The sequence below is a fragment of the Duganella dendranthematis genome (assembly GCF_012849375.1).
Lineage (GTDB): Bacteria > Pseudomonadota > Gammaproteobacteria > Burkholderiales > Burkholderiaceae_D > Rugamonas > Rugamonas dendranthematis.
The window spans coordinates 1,140,481-1,157,543 of sequence record NZ_CP051684.1 but is presented as its reverse complement, the minus strand read 5'-3'; the positions used below and the strand labels follow the sequence as shown (position 1 = coordinate 1,157,543).

Annotated in this window: 16 protein-coding genes; 8 read left to right on the top strand and 8 right to left on the bottom strand. The window is 63.1% G+C overall.

Going from position 1 to position 17,063, the window contains the following annotated elements:
* Complete coding sequence (locus HH213_RS05395; protein ID WP_110844936.1) at positions 1-459, bottom strand: MarR family winged helix-turn-helix transcriptional regulator; 459 nt, start codon at positions 457-459, stop codon at positions 1-3.
* A 116-nt stretch (positions 460-575) separates the two neighbouring features.
* Between HH213_RS05395 and HH213_RS05390 the strand changes: the two genes are divergently transcribed.
* Together HH213_RS05390 and HH213_RS05385 are read left to right on the top strand one after the other, a co-directional pair.
* Positions 576-1,661: an HD-GYP domain-containing protein gene (locus tag HH213_RS05390; RefSeq protein WP_169111254.1), complete on the top strand. Its 1,086-nt coding sequence runs from the start codon at positions 576-578 to the stop codon at positions 1,659-1,661.
* Between the two features lie 3 nt (positions 1,662-1,664).
* Positions 1,665-3,596 carry a CHASE domain-containing protein gene (locus tag HH213_RS05385; RefSeq protein WP_169111252.1) on the top strand — a complete coding sequence of 644 codons (1,932 nt, stop codon included), beginning with the start codon at positions 1,665-1,667 and terminating at the stop codon, positions 3,594-3,596.
* On the opposite strand, the gene HH213_RS05380 is transcribed toward HH213_RS05385, so the two are convergent.
* Together HH213_RS05380 and HH213_RS05375 are read right to left on the bottom strand one after the other, a co-directional pair.
* On the bottom strand, positions 3,587-4,402 hold the full coding sequence (locus tag HH213_RS05380; RefSeq protein WP_169111250.1) for a sugar phosphate isomerase/epimerase family protein: 816 nt from the start codon (positions 4,400-4,402) through the stop codon (positions 3,587-3,589). The genes HH213_RS05385 and HH213_RS05380 overlap by 10 nt on opposite strands.
* The gene (locus HH213_RS05375; protein ID WP_169111248.1) at positions 4,402-5,241 is read right to left on the bottom strand and encodes a phytanoyl-CoA dioxygenase family protein; all 840 of its coding nucleotides are present in this window, start codon (positions 5,239-5,241) and stop codon (positions 4,402-4,404) included. The genes HH213_RS05380 and HH213_RS05375 overlap by 1 nt, the downstream gene beginning before the upstream one ends.
* Before the next feature lie 110 nt (positions 5,242-5,351).
* On the opposite strand from HH213_RS05375, the gene HH213_RS05370 reads away from it, so the two are divergent.
* The 3 genes from HH213_RS05370 (at position 5,352) to HH213_RS05360 (ending at position 7,490) form a co-directional block, all read left to right on the top strand.
* Positions 5,352-6,287: a LysR family transcriptional regulator gene (locus tag HH213_RS05370; RefSeq protein ID WP_229263307.1), complete on the top strand. Its 936-nt coding sequence runs from the start codon at positions 5,352-5,354 to the stop codon at positions 6,285-6,287.
* A 286-nt stretch (positions 6,288-6,573) separates the two neighbouring features.
* Positions 6,574-6,897 carry a low molecular weight protein tyrosine phosphatase family protein gene (locus HH213_RS05365; protein WP_169111246.1) on the top strand — a complete coding sequence of 108 codons (324 nt, stop codon included), beginning with the start codon at positions 6,574-6,576 and terminating at the stop codon, positions 6,895-6,897.
* A gap of 35 nt (positions 6,898-6,932) precedes the next feature.
* Positions 6,933-7,490, top strand: a complete 558-nt coding sequence (locus HH213_RS05360) for a hypothetical protein (protein ID WP_169111244.1) — start codon at positions 6,933-6,935, stop codon at positions 7,488-7,490.
* Between the two features lie 22 nt (positions 7,491-7,512).
* Here the strand turns inward: HH213_RS05360 and HH213_RS05355 are convergent, their stop codons facing one another.
* Positions 7,513-8,268, bottom strand: a complete 756-nt coding sequence (locus HH213_RS05355) for an SDR family NAD(P)-dependent oxidoreductase (protein ID WP_169111242.1) — start codon at positions 8,266-8,268, stop codon at positions 7,513-7,515.
* Positions 8,269-8,426: 158 nt separating this feature from the next.
* Here HH213_RS05355 and HH213_RS05350 point away from each other — a divergent pair, with 158 nt between their 5' ends.
* Positions 8,427-9,371, top strand: a complete 945-nt coding sequence (locus HH213_RS05350; RefSeq protein WP_169111240.1) for a LysR family transcriptional regulator — start codon at positions 8,427-8,429, stop codon at positions 9,369-9,371.
* Between the two features lie 18 nt (positions 9,372-9,389).
* Here the strand turns inward: HH213_RS05350 and HH213_RS05345 are convergent, their stop codons facing one another.
* Both HH213_RS05345 and HH213_RS05340 read right to left on the bottom strand, forming a co-directional pair.
* Positions 9,390-10,895: a S10 family peptidase gene (locus HH213_RS05345; RefSeq protein WP_169111238.1), complete on the bottom strand. Its 1,506-nt coding sequence runs from the start codon at positions 10,893-10,895 to the stop codon at positions 9,390-9,392.
* 59 nt (positions 10,896-10,954) lie between these two features.
* On the bottom strand, positions 10,955-12,016 hold the full coding sequence (locus tag HH213_RS05340) for a M29 family metallopeptidase (RefSeq protein ID WP_169111236.1): 1,062 nt from the start codon (positions 12,014-12,016) through the stop codon (positions 10,955-10,957).
* A gap of 150 nt (positions 12,017-12,166) precedes the next feature.
* Between HH213_RS05340 and HH213_RS05335 the strand changes: the two genes are divergently transcribed.
* Both HH213_RS05335 and HH213_RS05330 read left to right on the top strand, forming a co-directional pair.
* Entirely contained in the window at positions 12,167-12,616 is a 450-nt protein-coding gene (locus HH213_RS05335; RefSeq protein WP_110844924.1) for a hypothetical protein, read from the top strand.
* Positions 12,617-12,700: 84 nt separating this feature from the next.
* Positions 12,701-13,039, top strand: a complete 339-nt coding sequence (locus HH213_RS05330; RefSeq protein ID WP_169111234.1) for an apolipophorin — start codon at positions 12,701-12,703, stop codon at positions 13,037-13,039.
* A 10-nt stretch (positions 13,040-13,049) separates the two neighbouring features.
* On the opposite strand, the gene HH213_RS05325 is transcribed toward HH213_RS05330, so the two are convergent.
* Both HH213_RS05325 and HH213_RS05320 read right to left on the bottom strand, forming a co-directional pair.
* Positions 13,050-15,155: a diguanylate cyclase gene (locus HH213_RS05325; protein ID WP_308494527.1), complete on the bottom strand. Its 2,106-nt coding sequence runs from the start codon at positions 15,153-15,155 to the stop codon at positions 13,050-13,052.
* A 122-nt stretch (positions 15,156-15,277) separates the two neighbouring features.
* Entirely contained in the window at positions 15,278-17,062 is a 1,785-nt protein-coding gene (locus HH213_RS05320) for an ABC transporter ATP-binding protein (protein WP_169111232.1), read from the bottom strand.
* Between the last annotated feature and the right edge of the window lies 1 nt (position 17,063).

Genomic DNA, 17,063 nt, shown 5'->3' with positions numbered 1-17,063 from the left:
TTAACCGGCCGAGGTCATCAGGCTGGAACGCAGTTCGTCCAGCTGCTGTTTCATGCCCACCACCTGGTCCAGCGTGCATTGCGTGGCTTGCAGGATGGACGGCGGCAGCTTGGCCGCCTCGTGGCGCAGCGCGTCGCCGTGCGGCGTCAGCTTGATGATGACCTGGCGTTCGTCGCTGGCGGCGCGGTTGCGGGTGATCAGCTCCGCCACTTCCATGCGCTTGAGCAGCGGCGTCAGGGTGGCCGAGTCGAGGAACAGGCGTTCGCCGACTTCCGACACGGTCAGTTCGTTTTTCTCCCACAGCACCATCATGACGAGGTATTGGGAGTAGGTCAGACCCAGGCCGCGCAGCAGCTTGCGATACAGCTTGCTCATTGCCAGCGAGGTGGAGTAAAGAGCGAAGCACAGTTGCTGATCGAGCTGCGGGACGCCGGAGGTGGGGGTAGTTTGCGTATCCATCTTCCCAGTATAGGTAGTGCACTATCCAATTGCAAGCTCGCCGGGGAAAAATAGTTTTGGCCGGCAAATCCGCTCGGTTATGATGATGGAAAGAATACTCGCGGGAGCAGCGGCGCATGAATGTCAAAAAGGCCATCGTACTCATAGTCGATGAAGCGACGGACAACCTGATCCAGATGAATAGCATGCTGGAGGATCAGTACGAAGTCCGGCTGGCCAACAGCGGCCGCGCGGCGCTGGACATCATGCAGCACGTGCCGCGCCCGCACCTGGTGGTGGTGAATGCCGACCTGCCCGGCGTGGACGGCTACAGCGTCTGCCAACAGCTCAAGTCCAGCCCCGACACCGCCGATATCCCGGTCATTTTCCTGCAACGCGCGCTGGACGAGCAGCGCGCGCTGGACGCCTGCGCGGCCGACGTGGTGCCCAAGCCGGTGCAGGGCGGCGTGCTGCGCGCGCGGGTCGACACCCATCTGCAACTGCGCCACGCGCGCGAACTGCTCAAGCAGCAGCGCAATCTGCTGGAACACGTGGTGGAAGAGGTGACGGCGGAACTGAGCCAGATGCTCGATGCGATGATCTGGGCGCTGGCGTCGCTGGCCGAAACGCGCGAATACGAAACCGCCAACCACCTGCGCCGGGTGCAGCACTACATTGTGGCGCTGGCGCGCCAGCTGCGCCATCACAAGCGCTTTGAGGAAGAACTGAGCGACGCCAATATCAAGGCGCTGTTCAAGGCCGCGCCGCTGCACGATATCGGCAAGGTGTCGATCCCGGACGCCATCCTGCTCAAGCCGGACCGTCTGACCGACGCCGAATTCGAGGTCATGAAAAAGCATACGGTGTATGGCCGCGACGCCATCGCCAACGTCGAGAACACGCTGGGCTACACCAACACCTTCCTGCGCTACGCGCGCGAGATCGCCTATTCGCACCAGGAGAAGTTTGACGGCTCCGGTTATCCGCAAGGCCTTGCGGCCGAGGCGATCCCGATGTCGGCGCGCCTGATGGCGGTGGCCGACGTGTACGACGCGCTGATTTCCAAGCGCGTCTACAAGCCGGCCTTCACCCACGAAACCGCCATGGAGATGATACGGCAGGGAAGCGGCGAGCATTTCGACCCGGACGTGGTCGACGCCATGCTGACGGTGGAGGAGGAATTCATGGCCATCGCCAACCGTTACAGTGACGCTGCCGGCTAGGCCATGCGCGCGCGCGGCTACCTGGCTTTCTTTGTCGGGATCTGCCTGACAGCCTGGACCTGCTATTTTGTGATTCAGGAACAGCAGAAGCAGCAAGTGCAGGCCAGCTTCCAGCGCGACACCGAGAGGGTGGCGCGCGATATGCAGAACCGGCTGCAAATCTATTTCGACACGCTGCACAGCATGAAGGGCATGTATGCGCTTAGTGACAGTATCGATGCCATCGACCGCAAACACTTCCACCGCTTCGTCAATGAACTGAAGGTCGACAAGCGCTACCCCGGCTATCAGGCCTTGCAGTTTGTGCGCGTGGTGCCGGAGGCGGAACTGCCGGCGTTTGTGGAACGTGTGAAGCGGGACACTACGCTGGAAGCGCAAGGCTATCCGCAATTTCATGTGCACCCGGCCACGCGCCGCCCGCTGCACTACATCATTGAATACACCGAACCGCTGAAGGGCAACGAGAACGCCTTTGGCCTCGATCTGGCGGCGCTGGCGCCGCACCTGAAGGCGCTGGAACTGGGACGCGACAGCGGCGACATCGTCGCCACCGAGCGCATCACGCTGGTGCAGGACGCCAGCGGCGAACCGGGCTTCGTGGCGCGCGCGCCGGTGTACCGCAACGGCCTGCCGCTGGAGACCACGGCGCAGCGGCGCGAGGCGCTGGAAGGCTTTGTGGCGATTGTGTTTCGCGTTAATGCGCTAATGCGCGAGGTGCTCGATCCGGCGCTGCTGGAGCATTTGCACGTGCGCATCGAGGACGGCGGCTTTCAGCAGGGGAAACCGCCGGCGCCCGGCGTCGACACACTGCTGTACGACAGCGACGGCAGGGTCGAGACACATCAGGAGCGCGGCGAGAAGGTGACTGGACTGACGGCGCAAACCGTGCTGCCGGTGGCGCAGCGCCACTGGATCGTGCGGTTTGAAGGCCGCGCCGGCGCGCGTTACGGCCGCTCGCAATTGCCGGTGGTGCTGATCGGGATAGCGGGCGTGATCATCAGCGCGCTGATCGCCGCGCTGCTGGTGGTCAACCGGCGCGAGACGGATGCGCGGCACGGCATGGAATTCAGCCTGAATGAACTGGCGCTGCAAAAGCAGAATGCCGAGCAGGCGCGCAACAGCCTGTCGCGCGTGGTGGCGACGCTGAAGCAAGCGCAGACCAATCTGCAAACCTCGGAGAAGATGGCGTCGCTGGGGGCGCTGGTGGCCGGGGTGGCGCATGAACTGAATACGCCGATCGGCAACAGCCTGCTGACCGCCACCGCGCTGGCCGACATGGTGCGCGACTTTGAGCGCCGCTTGCAGGAAGGCGGTGGCCTGAAACGTTCGGCGCTGGAGGCGCATCTGGCCGACGCCCGCAAGGCTTGCGACATCATGGCGCATTCGCTGACGCGGGCGGCGGACCTGATCACGTCCTTCAAGCAGGTGGCGGTGGACCAGGCCAGCGGCCAGCGCCGCCGCTTCCGGCTGGACGAGGTGCTGCACGATACGCTGGCCACCTACGCGGCGCAGCTGCGGCGCGCCTGCTGCACGGTGACGGTGGACGTGCCGGCCGATCTGATGTTCGATTCCTATCCGGGGAGTTTGGGCCAGGTGCTGAGTAATCTGATCGGCAACGCGCTGCTGCACGGCTTCGATGGCCGCGAGAGTGGTGTGCTGGCGATCAGCGCGCGGCGCGAGGGACGCGACCTGGTGGTGCTGCAAATGAAGGACGACGGCATCGGCATGACCGACGTGGTGCTGCACAAAATCTTCGATCCCTTCTTCACCACCAAGATGGGGCAGGGCGGTTCAGGGCTGGGGATGAATATCGTTTATAACATTGTGACCGGTGTACTGAAAGGGACCATCCGCGTAGAGTCGGTGCCGGCCGGTGGCACCAGCGTGCTGCTGGTGCTGCCACTGGCGCCGGAAGAGGAATTGGCTCAGGCGTAGCGCTGGCGCAGCAGCTGGAGCATTGCCACGTTCAGTTCCCACGCGTTCGAGACTTCCTTCTGCGTGTAGGGCAGGGTTTGCGTGTAGGGCACCGGGCCGAATTCCGGCGTCAGCGTCATGCGCGATGCACCGGCGGCGCGGCGCAGGCGTATCACTTCATCCCACCATGACAGGTGCGCTTCCAGAGCGGCCTGCGATTCCGGCGCGCGGAAGTCGGCTACTTGCGGACCTTGCGCGTGTCCCACGCGGGCGTGGATGTGGCGCACGTGCGGCAGCGTTTTGGCCAGCGTCTCCGGCTGGTCTTCCAGCAGGGATTCGCAGGCGCAGCACCAGTGTGACAGGTCGGCCGTCAGCTGCAGGTCCGGCATCTGTTCAAGGTAAGGCATCAGCAGCATCGGGTGGCCGCTGAAACGGCTGCGGTGGATCTCGTGGACGATCGGCACGCCATGCTGGCGTGAGATGTCGGCGGCGAGGTCCAGCAGTTCGCGGTTCTGCGCAGGCGTGAAGTAGTCCTTGCCGGTGTGCGAATTGACGTGCAGCGGCCTGGCGGCGCAGGCGTTGTGCAGCAGTTCGGCCAGCGCTTGCTTGTGCGGCGCGAAGGTCGGGTGAAACACCGTCTCCCATTGGGCGACGATCAGGCCCAGACCCGCGTCAGCGATCTGGCGGGTCCAGTCATCGCGTTCGGCGGCGTCGAGCGGCAGCGACATTTCGATGCCGTCGAAACCTGCGGCTTTCACGCGCTCGATGAACACCGGCGCCGGCAGCTCGTTATTGCCCCACTGGGCGGCGAAAATCTGGATCTGCATTACAGGAAGCCTCGCGCCGGCAGTTTTTCGTCGCGCTGGATCCAGTTTTGCGGCGAGTAGCGGGTGGCGCCGTCGGTGACGTGCAGCGTGTAGGCGTGGCGCGATACCGCCGAACGGTTCGGCGCGCTGTAGTGTGGCAGCAGGCCGTGGAAGCACACCAGGCTACCGGCCTTGCATTCCAGCGGCACGGCGGTGCTGTTGTCCGGCCAGCCCATGTCGCTGAGCTTTTCCATGCGCACGTCGTCGCCGTTGCGCAGGAAGCGTTCGCGCATCGGGCCGCGATGGCCGCCTGGTTCAGCCCACATGCAACCGTTGTCCAGGGTGGCGTCTTCCAGCGCGAACCAGAAGGTGGTGACGCTGACCGGATCGGTGTCGAAGTAGGTGGCGTCCTGGTGCCAGCGCACTTCGCCGCCGATGCCGGGCTGCTTGAAGATGTACATCGACTGCCAGACTTTTGGATCGGACAGACCGAGTTCGCGCGCCAATTCTTCCAGACGGGCGTCGGCGGTGAAGGCGCGAAAGGCCGGGTCGAGATCGTGCATGGCGTGGCCGATCTTGTTGATCGATAGTTCCTTGGCCTGTTTCAGCAGGCCGTCGGCGCCGAAGGCTTCTTCTTCAAAGAAGCAGCGCACGGTGTTGTCGGAGCCGAGGAAGTAATCGTCGGTGGTCTTTTCCTGCTCGATTGTGCTGAAGATGCCGGATTGCGCGGCCGGATCGAAATCGTTGACAATCTGCGCGGCGCGGGCGCGCAGCCTGGTGATCTCATCGGCGCTCTTGAAACCGGGGATGACGATGAAGCCATCGCGTTGATATTGTTGTTTTTGTGATTCTGTCAGCATGTCTGGCTCCATGGCGGGATATTTGATCCATCGCATTTTACGGACATGATAGGGCCATCACAATCCGCAAAAGGTTGACACATTGTCGCTAAAGTGGAGACAATCAAGGTATGGACCAATTACGGGCGATGGAAATATTTGTTGAGGTGGCACGGCAGCGCAGCTTCAGCGAGGCCGGCCGCCGCCTGGGACTGACGCGCGCCATGGTTAGCAAGCACATCCTGCAACTGGAGGGAAATCTGGGCGCGCGGTTGCTGCACCGCTCCACGCGTGAAGTGAGTCTGACCGACGTCGGCCAGGCGTATCTGACGCCGTGCATGGCGACGGTGGCGCAGGCGCAGGAAGCGGCGCGGGTAGTGGCGCAGCAGGCCGGCGACGAGCTGGCAGGGCCGCTGCGGATACAGGCGCCGTCGAGCTTCGGCAGCGAGTGGCTGGCCGGCGCGCTGGCGCGCTTCGCACTGCTGCATCCCTTGCTGGAGCCGATGCTGTTCGTCGACGACGCGCTGCTCGATCCGATCGAACATGGCTTCGACCTGACGATACGGGTGGGCGGCATACCGGACGTGCATGCGCTGGCCATGCGGCCGCTGGCGCCGTGTCGCGGCGTGCTGTGCGCATCGCCGTCGTACCTGGCGCGGCATGGCGTGCCGGCCACGCCGCAGGATTTGCAGCAGCACCGCTGCCTGCACTTCAGCCACCTGACCGACGGCACGCAATGGCATTTTACGCGCGGCGACCAACAGCAATCGGTGCGCGTCGCCGCCAGCTTCACGGCCAACAATGGGCTGGTGCTGCAACAGGCCGCGCAGCAGGGACTGGGCATCGTCTACAACACCACCTTCCTGGCTTGGCGCAGCCTGATGGAAGGCACGCTGGTGCCGGTGCTGGGCGACTGGGAACTGCCGCTGAATCACCTCAGCGCACTGTATCCGGCCAGCCGCCAGCCATCACCCAAAGTGCGCGCGCTGATCGACTTCCTGGTCGCCGAATACCATCCCGTGCCGCCGTGGGACCGCGAATTGCAGACCTCCGGCATATTGCGTTAAGCCGGTGGAAATGCGCGTATTTCTTGGATTGAGTAAAGTGTTATTCTAATCGTCAACATTTCCATGATTGGGGTTACATAGATTAGGTTGGCACAAGCTCGATCTTGATTTTTTCTGCCACGCAATAATGCGCTTTACTGCGACCGCTGCCGCTTCTTCCAGCAAGCCTTCCTCCATCAGGTTCAGTCGCAGGTGTCCGCTGCGATTTCTTAATAAACCCATGAAGCAGCACTATGGCGTTTTCTAGCTTGGAGTGATCTTTGAATTTTATTATTGGCGAAATCGATTGAAACGAGCCTTGTTCATCTGTAGCCAGAACCGTCTGCGAAGCCCGACGGCCGAGCAGATATTTTCTACGTGGCCTGATGTGGAGACCGACTCGGCCGGCTTGGGCGGCGATGCGAATGTGCCGCTGTCAAGCGAGCAGATTGCGTGGGCCAATATCATCTTCGTGATGGAAAAAGCCCATCGGAATCGCTTGTCGACCAGGTTCCGCTCTCACCTTAACGGCAAGCGCATTATCTGTCTCGATATCCCTGATGATTACGACTATATGCAGCCGGCGTTGATCAAGCTGCTGGAGGTCAAAGCTGGTCGTTTTCTACGCTAGACGGTGAATGAATTCAGTGGAAAGGTAATGTGATTATGAGCTTCGAAGAAGACTCAGAACTAACTCCGCTTACTGACGCCCAGATGGAAGCGTTACGCAGGCTTACGATTGAACGGGCACCTGGAGAACTGGCCACAGTGGACAGGGCGGCGACGGACCTGGACTTGTTTTACGCATTGCCTCATGGCGCCATGGGCGCGTGGCATCTCGGAAAAATCGACCTTGCCATCAGCCTGGCAGAAAAAGCGCTCGCCATTGCGCCAAACTTTACGGACGACTGGAACTATGGGAATGCGCTGCACTTTGGCCATACCGCCCTTGGACTATGCGCGCTGCACAACGGCCAAGCCGACGAGGCGTTGACCCGGCTTCACCAGGCTGGCGAGACGCCAGGGTCGCCGCAACTGAATTCCTTCGGTCCGTCGATGCAACTCGCCAAGGCCTTGGCTAAGCAGGGCGAGTTCAGCGCCGTCCTCACCTACCTGGAACAATGCCGCGTCTTTTGGAAGAGCGGCGATGTGTGGCTGGCCTTATGGAAGAAGAAGCTGTTGGCCGGGGACGTGCCAAATTTCTCCTTCTCCGCATACCGCTGAGGCGGACCCTGTTTCCTTAGCCTTAAACCTGCGCCATGCCGCCGTCCACGCTCAGGTCGATGCCGGCGACGAAGCTGCTCTCATCCGACGCCAGGAACAGCGCGGCGGCGGCGACTTCTTCCGGACGGCCCATGCGGCCGAGTGGGATCATTGTCGAGAACATATTGCGTAGCTGATCGGCGCTGGCCTGGTCGCTGGCCTGGCTGTCGATGATCGGCGTATCCACCGGCCCTGGGCTGAGCGTGTTGACGCGGATGCCGCGCTCCTTCAATTCTATGGTCCAGGTGCGCGCGAACGAACGCACGGCAGCCTTGCTGGCGCTGTAGGTGCCGTAGCCTGGCATGCCCTTGACCGAGGCGATCGACGCGGTCAGCACGATGGCGCCGCCTTTGCCCATCAGTGGCAGCGCTTTTTGCACCGTGAACAGCAAGCCTTTGGCGTTGATGTCGAAGGTCTTGTCGTAGTGCTCGCTGGTGACGTCGTCGATGCCGGTCGGATCGACGATGCCGGAGTTGGCCACCAGGATGTCCACCCGGCCTTTGCTGGCTTTCACCGTGGCGTACAAGCGGTCCAGGTCGGCCAGCTTGCTGACGTCGCCTTGCACGGCGGTGACATTGGCACCGATCAGTTCGACGGCTTTGTCCAGCTCGACCTGACGGCGGCCGGTGATGAACACATGTGCGCCTTCGGCAACGAAACGCTGCGCGGTCGCCAGACCGATGCCGCTGCTGCCGCCCGTGATGACGGCGATTTTGCTTTCCAGTTGAAGCTTGCCCATGTTGTTGCTCCTTTAATGAGTTGATAAAGCTGGTGAGCCGGCTATTCCGCTGCACCATGACCAGCAGTATCGAGATCCGGGCCAGAATTGATAAGTCAATGCCGCCGTATAATGCTCATTCCTCAGAAGCATGAATCGGCGTATTTTGGAGTGATTTAATGGACCGCTTTCTTTTGATGCACTGCTATGTCCGCGCCGTCGAAACCGGCAGCTTTTCCGCCGTCGCGCGCGAACTGGGCACCGGCCAGCCCAACATCAGCCGCAATATCGCGGCGCTGGAGCAGCATTTGGGCACGCGGCTGCTGCACCGCTCCACCCGCAAGCTGACGCCAACCCCGGAGGGTGAGCGCTACTACGTCGAGGTGCGCCGGGTGCTCGATGCCGCCGAGGAAGCCGACGCCAATGCACGCGGGGAGGGCAAGCCGAGCGGCCTGTTGCGGGTCAGTTGTTCGACCGTGCTGGGACGCGTGCATCTATTGCCGCATGTAGGGGCACTGCTGGCCCGCTATCCCGAGATGGAACTGGACCTGCAACTGAGCGATCGCTATATCGATCTGGTGGAAGATGGCGTCGACCTGGCGATACGGGTTGGCGTGCCGGAAGATAGTGCGCTGCGCGCGCGCCGCATCGGCATGTCGGAGCGGGTCTGCGTGGCGAGTACCGCGTATCTGGCCGGACGCGCGGCGCCGCAAACGCCGGGCGACCTGCAGCAGCATCACTGCATTGTCTACACGCTGATGAATTCAGGCATCAGCTGGCGCTTCCGTGAGGGCGAAGTGCCGGTGCGCGGTAGTTTTCGCTCGAATACGCTGGATGGCGTGCATCGCGCTGTCATGGATGGGCTGGGAATCGGCTACGGGCCGCAATGGATGTTCGAGCGCGAGATACTCGACGGCAGCGTGCGCATGCTGTTGGCTGACCACTATGCGCCGGCGGTACCGATCAACATCATTTATTCCGCGCATCGCCTGCTGCCACGGCGCGCCGCTGTGTTCATGGACTTCATCGCCGAAGCGTTTGGCCGCGATCCGACATTACAGGAAGGAGCGCTGGCGCGCTTGTCGGCAAAGACGCCTTCGCGCAGGCGAAGGCGTCGTCGATAACACCTCGTTAAGCGTGATTCACTTCGCGAATAAGGCTTGCGCGTCGCGCTTGAAGGAGAGTGCCGAACCATCGCGGCTGTAGAACATGTGGCCGCCTGGGTAGACGGCCAGTTTCGCCGGGGTGGCCATGGCGGCTGGCATCTGATCGAGGATCAGCGACGACGTGAAGTACGGGCACGACAGGTCGTTGTAGCCGTGCGCGATCAGCACGCCCATTTTCGGATCGTTGGCCATAGCCTGGCGCAAGTCGCTCACCGGCTTGTCCTGGCTGGCGCCACGGTCCCAGGCGGCATTCACTTCATACGACAGCGCCTTGTACTGGGCGTCCGTTTTCCAGCCGACTTCACGCGTGATGAAATCGACCATGGCGCTGGTGGTCGGGGCGATCAGCGCGTTCAGGATCGGGTCGCCCGACTTGCGCTCGGCCGAGGCCGGGAACGGGTCGTAGGCGGTGACGTTGGCGTCGTACACGGAGCCGATCTTGCGGTCGTTGCGATGCAGTTCGCGCAGGAAGGTCTGGATGTCGAGGCGGCCGTCCAGGCGGCCCACTGTGACGGCGTCGATGCCGGTCAGCTCGCTGACCTTGCCCACCAGGCGCGTGATGGCGCCGGGATCGGAACGGCCCGCCAGCAGGTCGGTGGCGAACTGACCACGGGTGTAGGCTTCCACGCTGCGCATCGCCTCCGGCGTCAGGCGTTGCTGCGCTTCCAGGTGCGAGGCCGCCATCGACGGCAGGTTGATCATCCATGGCAGCGGCGACAGCGCGGTGTCGTCGCCAATCGCGGCCGGGTCCAGATACGGCGAGACCATGAACAGGCCTTTGATGCCGACGCCCAGCTGGGTTTGCAACTCGCGGGCCAGGCGCGGCGCGCGGTAGCCGCCGTAGGATTCGCCCATCAGGAATTTCGGCGAGCGCAGGCGGCCGTTCTTGACCAGCCAGTCATACACGGTGCGCGACAGGTATTTGATGTCCGGTTCGGTGGCGTAGAAGTCGGCCTTGGCCTTGGCCGGTTCTTCCAGCGCGCGGCTGAACCCGGTGCCGATCGGGTCGATGAAGACCAGGTCGGTCATGTCCAGCCAGGTGTGCGGATTGTCCTGCAGTTCCGACGAGTCGGACGGCGTATCGCCGGCGGCGCCAAACTGCACGCGGCGCGGGCCGATGGCGCCCAGGTTCAGGTACACCGACGAGGCGCCTGGACCGCCGTTGAAGGCGAAGGTGACCGGCCGGTTGGGGCTGCTGCCCGGCACCGTGTAGGCGGTGTAGACCACTTCGCCGATCACTTTGCCTTTGGCGTCGCGCACTTTGATGGTGCCGACCGTGGCATCGTAATTGAACGGCTTGCCGTTCAGGCGGATGGTCTGGTGGATGGTTTTGTCGTCCGGCAGCGGCGGCAGTTCGAGGTCGGATTTGGCTTTGGCGTCGGCTGCCGGTGGCGTATCGGCGGCGTGAACAACGGGCAGGGCGATCAGCAACGTCGCAAGCGCGGCGGTGCGAAGCAGGCTGGAAACTGGTGAGCGGGGCATGACATCCTTATCTGGAAAAATGTGACCAGCGCAACATTAGCACAGCCCTTCGTCCGGCGTCAGGGGAGCTGCCAGGCGGCGTCCTGGTACACGCGCTGGTCGTCGAGGTAGACGCCGTCGGTGACGGCGAAGACGTCAATGTGGTAGCGGGCGTCCTTGCGTTTCAGCTGCGGTTTCATATAGACGCCGTGCTTGGCGCCGAGCGACAGGTGGATGCCGCACATGCGCTCGTAGGTGCCGATGTCGTCCACCATGCGGTCGCGCGCGAAGGCGCGGTTCATGCCGAAGCCCAGTTCGCGCAGCCACACTTCGCCTTCGTGTTCGCGGATGATGGCCAGCATTTCGTCGAATTCGGGCGTGCTGTTTTCGGTGCCGACCACGCGGCCTTTTTCTACGACGATGGTAATCGGCGCGGCCGGGCGGTTGACCAGGAATTTGGTGTCGCCAAACACGAAGATGCGAGCGCGGCCGCTGACCGCTTCCAGATCCTGCGCTTCGGTAAACACTTCGCCCAGCGGGAACTGGCCGCCGACGTTGGTCATGCCGCTGTAGTCGCCGATATTCAGCTTGGCTGCTTCAAACGGCGAGGCAAACACCAGCTGCGCGCCGTCGCCGCTGTCGACCACACCGCGTTGCGCGCGGTCGATGCGCGCCTTCAGGCCGTGGCCGACGCCGCGGTAATAGGCCGGGTCGTAGGCCAGCGAGTTGATGTAGTGCAGGCCCTGTTCGCCCGGCATGCGCGACAGGTGGACGTGCTCGATCACTTTCAGCCCGCGCTTGAACAGCTCGATGCGGATGCGGTAGGCGTCCATGCGGAAGCTGGTCGATTGCACCAGCACCACCAGGTCGCCGGCTTGCAGGCGCTCGAAGGTGGCCAGGGTGGCGGCCGGCTCGGTGCTGTCGAAGTCGATGAACTGGGCGTCCGGCGCGGCGCGGCGATAGGCTGCCGTCAGCGCGCGATTAAGGTCGGTGCGGGTGTCGTAGACGATCAGCGCGGCGTGCGGTGCGCGGTGTTCGATGGCGATGGTCAGCGTGTCGTGCAGGTGGCGTGCGGCCTGGTCGACGGCGGCTTCGGGAATGGCGCCGAAACGGGACAGGGTGGGGGAAGCGGAGGACGTCATGGTGAGGCGATATTGGGATCAGCCCGCATTATAAGGTAGTTGTCGGCAATGCCACGCTGACACGCATTCTTCTTGTAATAGAGAAAAGAGCGATATAGAATTAAAAAATAGCCTACCGGCAACTCCGTGGCGATAACAACAGGAAGCGTGATGACCGTATTAATGGGACAGGATTTGCCGCTGGAACGACCGGATATGACCGGGCGGGCCGCATTGTTTGTGCCGACGGCATCGATCAAGGGCGATGTGCTGGAGACGGTGCGGATGGGGGCGGCAATTGTCGGTTATGGCAACCACGATCGTACCTTGACGATTTATTACGAAAGCAACCGCTTCAACGAGCCGAACCTGGTCAAATGGGAGCAGAAAGCGCGCAAGGCGTTTGAGCGGCTGGCGGAGAATCTGCCGACCGTCTCCAAGATGGTCAGCAAGCCGGAGAATTTTGAGCAGGTGGGTTACATCAGCAGCAAGGGCATCCTGATCCGCCGCATGGAAAAGCTGCGCAACTGGCTGGAAAAGTCCGAGATGCTGGACGGCGGGCCGGAATCGGAAAACGTCGTTTTCACGCCACCCCCACCACCGAAGAAAATCGTCGAATAGCAATCCGCAATTCTGGTTAGGCGTGCGCTGCGAAGCAGTAGGACGTTGTATGCTCTTGGCAAGAATTCATTCTTTCAGGAGACGATGATGATGATCCGTTATGTAGCGGTGACGTTGACGGCGCTGGCGCTGCTCGGCGGCTGCCAGAAGAAGGACGATCCGAGCGAAGCCGGTCCTGCCGAACGCGCCGGCCGCAAGCTGGATGAAGCCACGCAGCAAGCCGGCCAGAAGCTGGACAACGCCGCGCAGCAAGCCAATCAGCAACTGAGCGACGCCGCCAAGGACACCAGCCAGAAACTCGACAAGGCGGCCGATACGGCCAGCGAGAAGTTGAACGAGGCCACCAAGGAAGCCGGCCGCAAACTGGAACGGGCCGGCGAGAAGATGCAGACCGCCGCCGACGAGCGCGAGGCCAAGAAGTAATCAGTGTTTGTCAGTGTTTATGCCCGGCCTGCTTGATCGAGACCACGTTGAGGTGCTCGCTCGGGGCAGGCGGGTGCGTGTCCGGATCGCCGCCCAGCACCACGCTCAGGTCGACGAAGCCGGCACGCCAGGCACGTTCCAGATCGCGTTCGATCGCCTCCATCGAGGTCAGATGGAAGTTCTCGAAGCCGCGCACGCCGTAGGCGCGGTTGCGGCCGTGCGCCTTGGCCAGGTACAGCGCCATGTCGACCAGGTTGACCGCGCGTTCCCACACCAGCGGCACGCCGTCCGGCATCAGCGGGAACGGCGAGAAGCCCACCGACACATTCACGCTGATCTCATGCTCGCCGTATTGGAGCGACTGCGATGAGATGCTGGTGAGGATGCGGCGCGCCACTTCTTCCATGCCATGGCGCGGTATCGCCGGCAGGAAGGCGAGGAATTCCTCGCCGCCCCAGCGCACGATCATGTCGGTTTCACGCAGCGCGATGCGCAGATTCTCGGAGATCATCTTCAGCACCGCATCGCCGGCCGCGTGGCCGTAGTTGTCGTTGATATGCTTGAAGTGGTCGACGTCCAGCAGGAACAGCGCGCCGACCACGTCGTCGGAGCGCTCCTGTATTTTCAGGCCGCGCATATAGTCCTGGAAGTGGCGACGGTTGTACAGCGACGTCAGTGGATCGAGCGTGGACTGCGCCTTCAGCTCCAGGTTCTTCACCTCCAGCTGGGCGTTGGTGTGCCGCACCTTGCGGTACAACAGGCCGACCACCGCCGCCGCCAGCGCAAACACCAGTGCCAGCAGCCACCACACGCGCTGTTGCAGGCGGCGGTTGTCGATCTCCGCGCCCTTGACCTGGTTCTCGCGGCTCAGTAGTTCGATCTGGCGCTGCTTCTTCTCGGTCTCGTACTTTTCCTGCAGTTCCAGCATGGCCTGCTGGCGGCGCTTTTCAAACAGCTCGTTGGAGATATTGCGTTCGCGGTGATAGGCGGACAGCGAGCCGGCCAGGTCGCCGGCACGCTCCAGCGCTTCGCCATATTCGCGCAGCGCCGCTTGCAGATCGGGCTTGTTGTTCTCCTGCTCCATGCGCGCCAGGCCCATTTCGAACTGCCGCTTGCCTTCGGCCAGCCGCCCGGTGCCGAGGTAAGTCTGGCCCAGGTTGACGCGCGCCGTCGCTTCGGTGGTTTTGTCGCCGGTCTTTTGCGCCGACAGCAGCGACTCCTGCGCGTACTGCGCGGCGCGTGCAAAGTCGCGCTGCTTCAAGGCGTTGTCCGACAGATTGACCAGCGTGATGCCGACCATGCGTTCCGCCCCCAGCTTGCGTTCCAGCGCCAGGCTTTCCTCCAGCACGCGCAAGGCGCGCTTGGGCTGCCCCGAGTCGATGGCCAGTCCGTACTCGGTGTTCTTGGCCATCGCCATGCGGCCGGGCGAATCGAGTTTTTCGGTTTCCGCCAGCAGCTCTTTCAGTGTTTCGGCGGCGTTTTCGTATTCCTTCATTTGCACGTGCAGCTTGGTCAGCGCATTGAGCGCAGCCACCAGGCTGATGGCGTCGCCGGCCGGCGGACGCGCCTGGTCCACCGCATGCTGCAGCTTGAGCAGCGCGGCCGGGAAGTTGCCCTGTTCGGCGTAGGATTGTCCGGCGGTGATGGTCGATTGGACCTTGAGCCCGATGTCGCTGGTGGTTAGCGCCAGCGCCTCGGAATCGAACGCCAGGCGGTGCGCGGCGTCGACGTCGGCCTGCGCAAACAGCACATAGGTCTTGGCCAGCATGCCCTTGGCGATGATGGTGTTGTCGCGCAGCGATTGACCCAGCGTGATGACCTGCTCGGCCGTTTCCATGGCCCTGTCGTTCTGGCCCAGTCGCATGCGCACGGCGCTCATCTGGGTGAGGAATTCGGCGCGGGTATGGGGCGGCGCGTCGCGCAGTTCCGGTTGCAGCTTTTGCAGTTGCGCCAGCGCCTTGTCGGGCACGAAACGACTTTGTTCGCGGATGTCGAGGATGCGGTCGTCCAGCGTGGCCGGAGTTTGCGCCCACGCCGGCGCCAGCGTCAACGCCATGGCTGCCGCCACGGCCAGCCGCTTGCTATGCCACCATCCACCGTTTCTTGATCCAGCCAACTTGACGCCCCCAAAACGCAACGCAATGTCTAGACAATTATAGGCGTGTTGCAGTCGAGAACGCCCTTGAGCGTGCGATTTTTCCTCAAAATCGCACAGTTTTCAATGGCTTTTCAACTACATTAAGCAGCTAGTTGCTGCAAAAGGTATAGGCGTTGATACAAGCCGCCGTCGATCTGCATCAGCTGCTCGTGCGGGCCGGTTTCCGTGATGCGGCCGTGATTGAGCACGATGATGCGGTTGGCGTCGCGGATGGTGGACAGGCGGTGGGCGATGGCGATCACCGTCACCTTGCCGCGCAGTTCATCCAGCGCCACTTGCACGATCTGCTCGGTTTGCGAATCGATGTGCGAGGTGGCTTCGTCCAGCAGCAGGATGCGCGGCGCGCCGGCCAGCGCGCGGGCGATGGCGATCAGCTGCTTCTGGCCGACCGACAGGCGCGAGCCGCCTTCGCCCAGCGGCGTGTCGTAGCCCTGGTCCAGCGCCGCAATGAAGTCATGCGCGTGGGCGGCGCGGGCGGCCGCTTCGATCTGCGGCTGCGTCAGGCCGCGGCCCATGTCGATGTTTTCGCGCGCGGAGGCAGCCAGCAGGAAGGGGTCTTGCGGCACCAGGCCCACTTCGGCGCGGAAGCGTTCATTGTCGATATCGTCAAGCGGCACACCGTGCATCAGGATACTGCCGTGCGGCGCCGGATAGAAGCGCAGCAGCAGCGACAGCAAGGTCGATTTGCCGCTGCCGGTGTGGCCGACGATGCCGACGAAATCGCCCTGCGGGATCTCCAGCGACAGGTCGTGCAGCACCGGCTGGCCGGGGTTGTAGGCGAAGTCCAGGTGGCTGATCGAGACGGCCGGCGCGCTGCTGTCGTTGGCGGCGGCCTGGCCGGCGCTGGCGCGGTTGCTGGCGTGTTCCTGTGCCGCGCCTTCTTCCAGCAGCGTCGCCACGCGCGCGCTGGCCACCACTGATTGCTGCAATTGGCTGAACTGCATGGTGATCTGGATCAGCGGTTCGATCACGCGCGCCAGGTAGCTGATGAAGGCGTACAGGATGCCGACTTCGGTGGCGGTCATTTCGCGCTGGCCGAACATGAAGATCACGGCGCCCAGCAGGATGATGTTGAACATGTCCAGCGCGGGCCGCAGCAGCCAGGCGTTGGCGCGCAGTTCGGCCAGGCGCGCGGTGTAGTGGTCCTGGTTGGTGTTGGCGAAGCGCTGGCCGAAGCGCGCCTCGGCGTTGCTGGCCTGGAGCACGCTCATGCCGCCGATGGATTCGGCCATCTGGCCATTGATCTCGCTGCGCAGCGCGCGGGCGCGGGTCACGGCCGGCGCGCTCCAGCGCTGGTACAGCCAGACGATCAGCAGCACCGCCGGCAACAGCGCCAGCACGATCAGCATCAGGCGCCAGTCGAGGAAGGCCATGGCGCAGACGGTGCCGATCAACACGATGGTCGAATCGAGCATCACGAACAGCACCTGGATATAGAGACTCTTCACCGCCTCGGTATCGTTGGTCACGCGCGAGACCAGCTGGCCGGTGATGGCGCGGTCGAAGAACGACATCGGCAGCAGCAGCACGTGGGTGTAGACCATCTGCCGCAGCCGCATCACCGAGCGCATGGCGAGGCCGGACAGTCGCACCAGTTGCAGGTAGCGCAGGCCGCTGGCGATCCAGCCGGTCAGCACCACGCCGGCCAGCAGCGCGGCCATGCGCGGCCAGTCCAGGTGATGCGGTAGCAGGTGCTCGTCGATCAGCGCCTTGCCCATGATGGGGCCCATTACTTCCAGCAGCGCGGCGGCGACCAGCCACAGGACTGCCCAGCCGAGATGGTGCTGGTCGGGCAGGGCGGCGCGGCGCAGCAGGGACAGCGCCTGGCGCAGCTGGCCGCGTGGATTGGCGGTTTCAGACTTCATT

Coding starts and splice junctions, on each gene's coding strand:
- HH213_RS05360 (WP_169111244.1), top strand. CDS start 6,933: ATGAGCTTCGAAGAAGACTCAGAACTAACTCCGCTTACTGACGCCCAG.
- HH213_RS05320 (WP_169111232.1), bottom strand. CDS start 17,062: ATGAAGTCTGAAACCGCCAATCCACGCGGCCAGCTGCGCCAGGCGCTG.
- HH213_RS05370 (WP_229263307.1), top strand. CDS start 5,352: ATGGACCAATTACGGGCGATGGAAATATTTGTTGAGGTGGCACGGCAG.
- HH213_RS05350 (WP_169111240.1), top strand. CDS start 8,427: ATGGACCGCTTTCTTTTGATGCACTGCTATGTCCGCGCCGTCGAAACC.
- HH213_RS05385 (WP_169111252.1), top strand. CDS start 1,665: ATGCGCGCGCGCGGCTACCTGGCTTTCTTTGTCGGGATCTGCCTGACA.
- HH213_RS05380 (WP_169111250.1), bottom strand. CDS start 4,402: ATGCAGATCCAGATTTTCGCCGCCCAGTGGGGCAATAACGAGCTGCCG.
- HH213_RS05395 (WP_110844936.1), bottom strand. CDS start 459: ATGGATACGCAAACTACCCCCACCTCCGGCGTCCCGCAGCTCGATCAG.
- HH213_RS05345 (WP_169111238.1), bottom strand. CDS start 10,895: ATGCCCCGCTCACCAGTTTCCAGCCTGCTTCGCACCGCCGCGCTTGCG.
- HH213_RS05390 (WP_169111254.1), top strand. CDS start 576: ATGAATGTCAAAAAGGCCATCGTACTCATAGTCGATGAAGCGACGGAC.
- HH213_RS05355 (WP_169111242.1), bottom strand. CDS start 8,268: ATGGGCAAGCTTCAACTGGAAAGCAAAATCGCCGTCATCACGGGCGGC.
- HH213_RS05375 (WP_169111248.1), bottom strand. CDS start 5,241: ATGCTGACAGAATCACAAAAACAACAATATCAACGCGATGGCTTCATC.
- HH213_RS05330 (WP_169111234.1), top strand. CDS start 12,701: ATGATGATGATCCGTTATGTAGCGGTGACGTTGACGGCGCTGGCGCTG.
- HH213_RS05340 (WP_169111236.1), bottom strand. CDS start 12,016: ATGACGTCCTCCGCTTCCCCCACCCTGTCCCGTTTCGGCGCCATTCCC.
- HH213_RS05335 (WP_110844924.1), top strand. CDS start 12,167: ATGACCGTATTAATGGGACAGGATTTGCCGCTGGAACGACCGGATATG.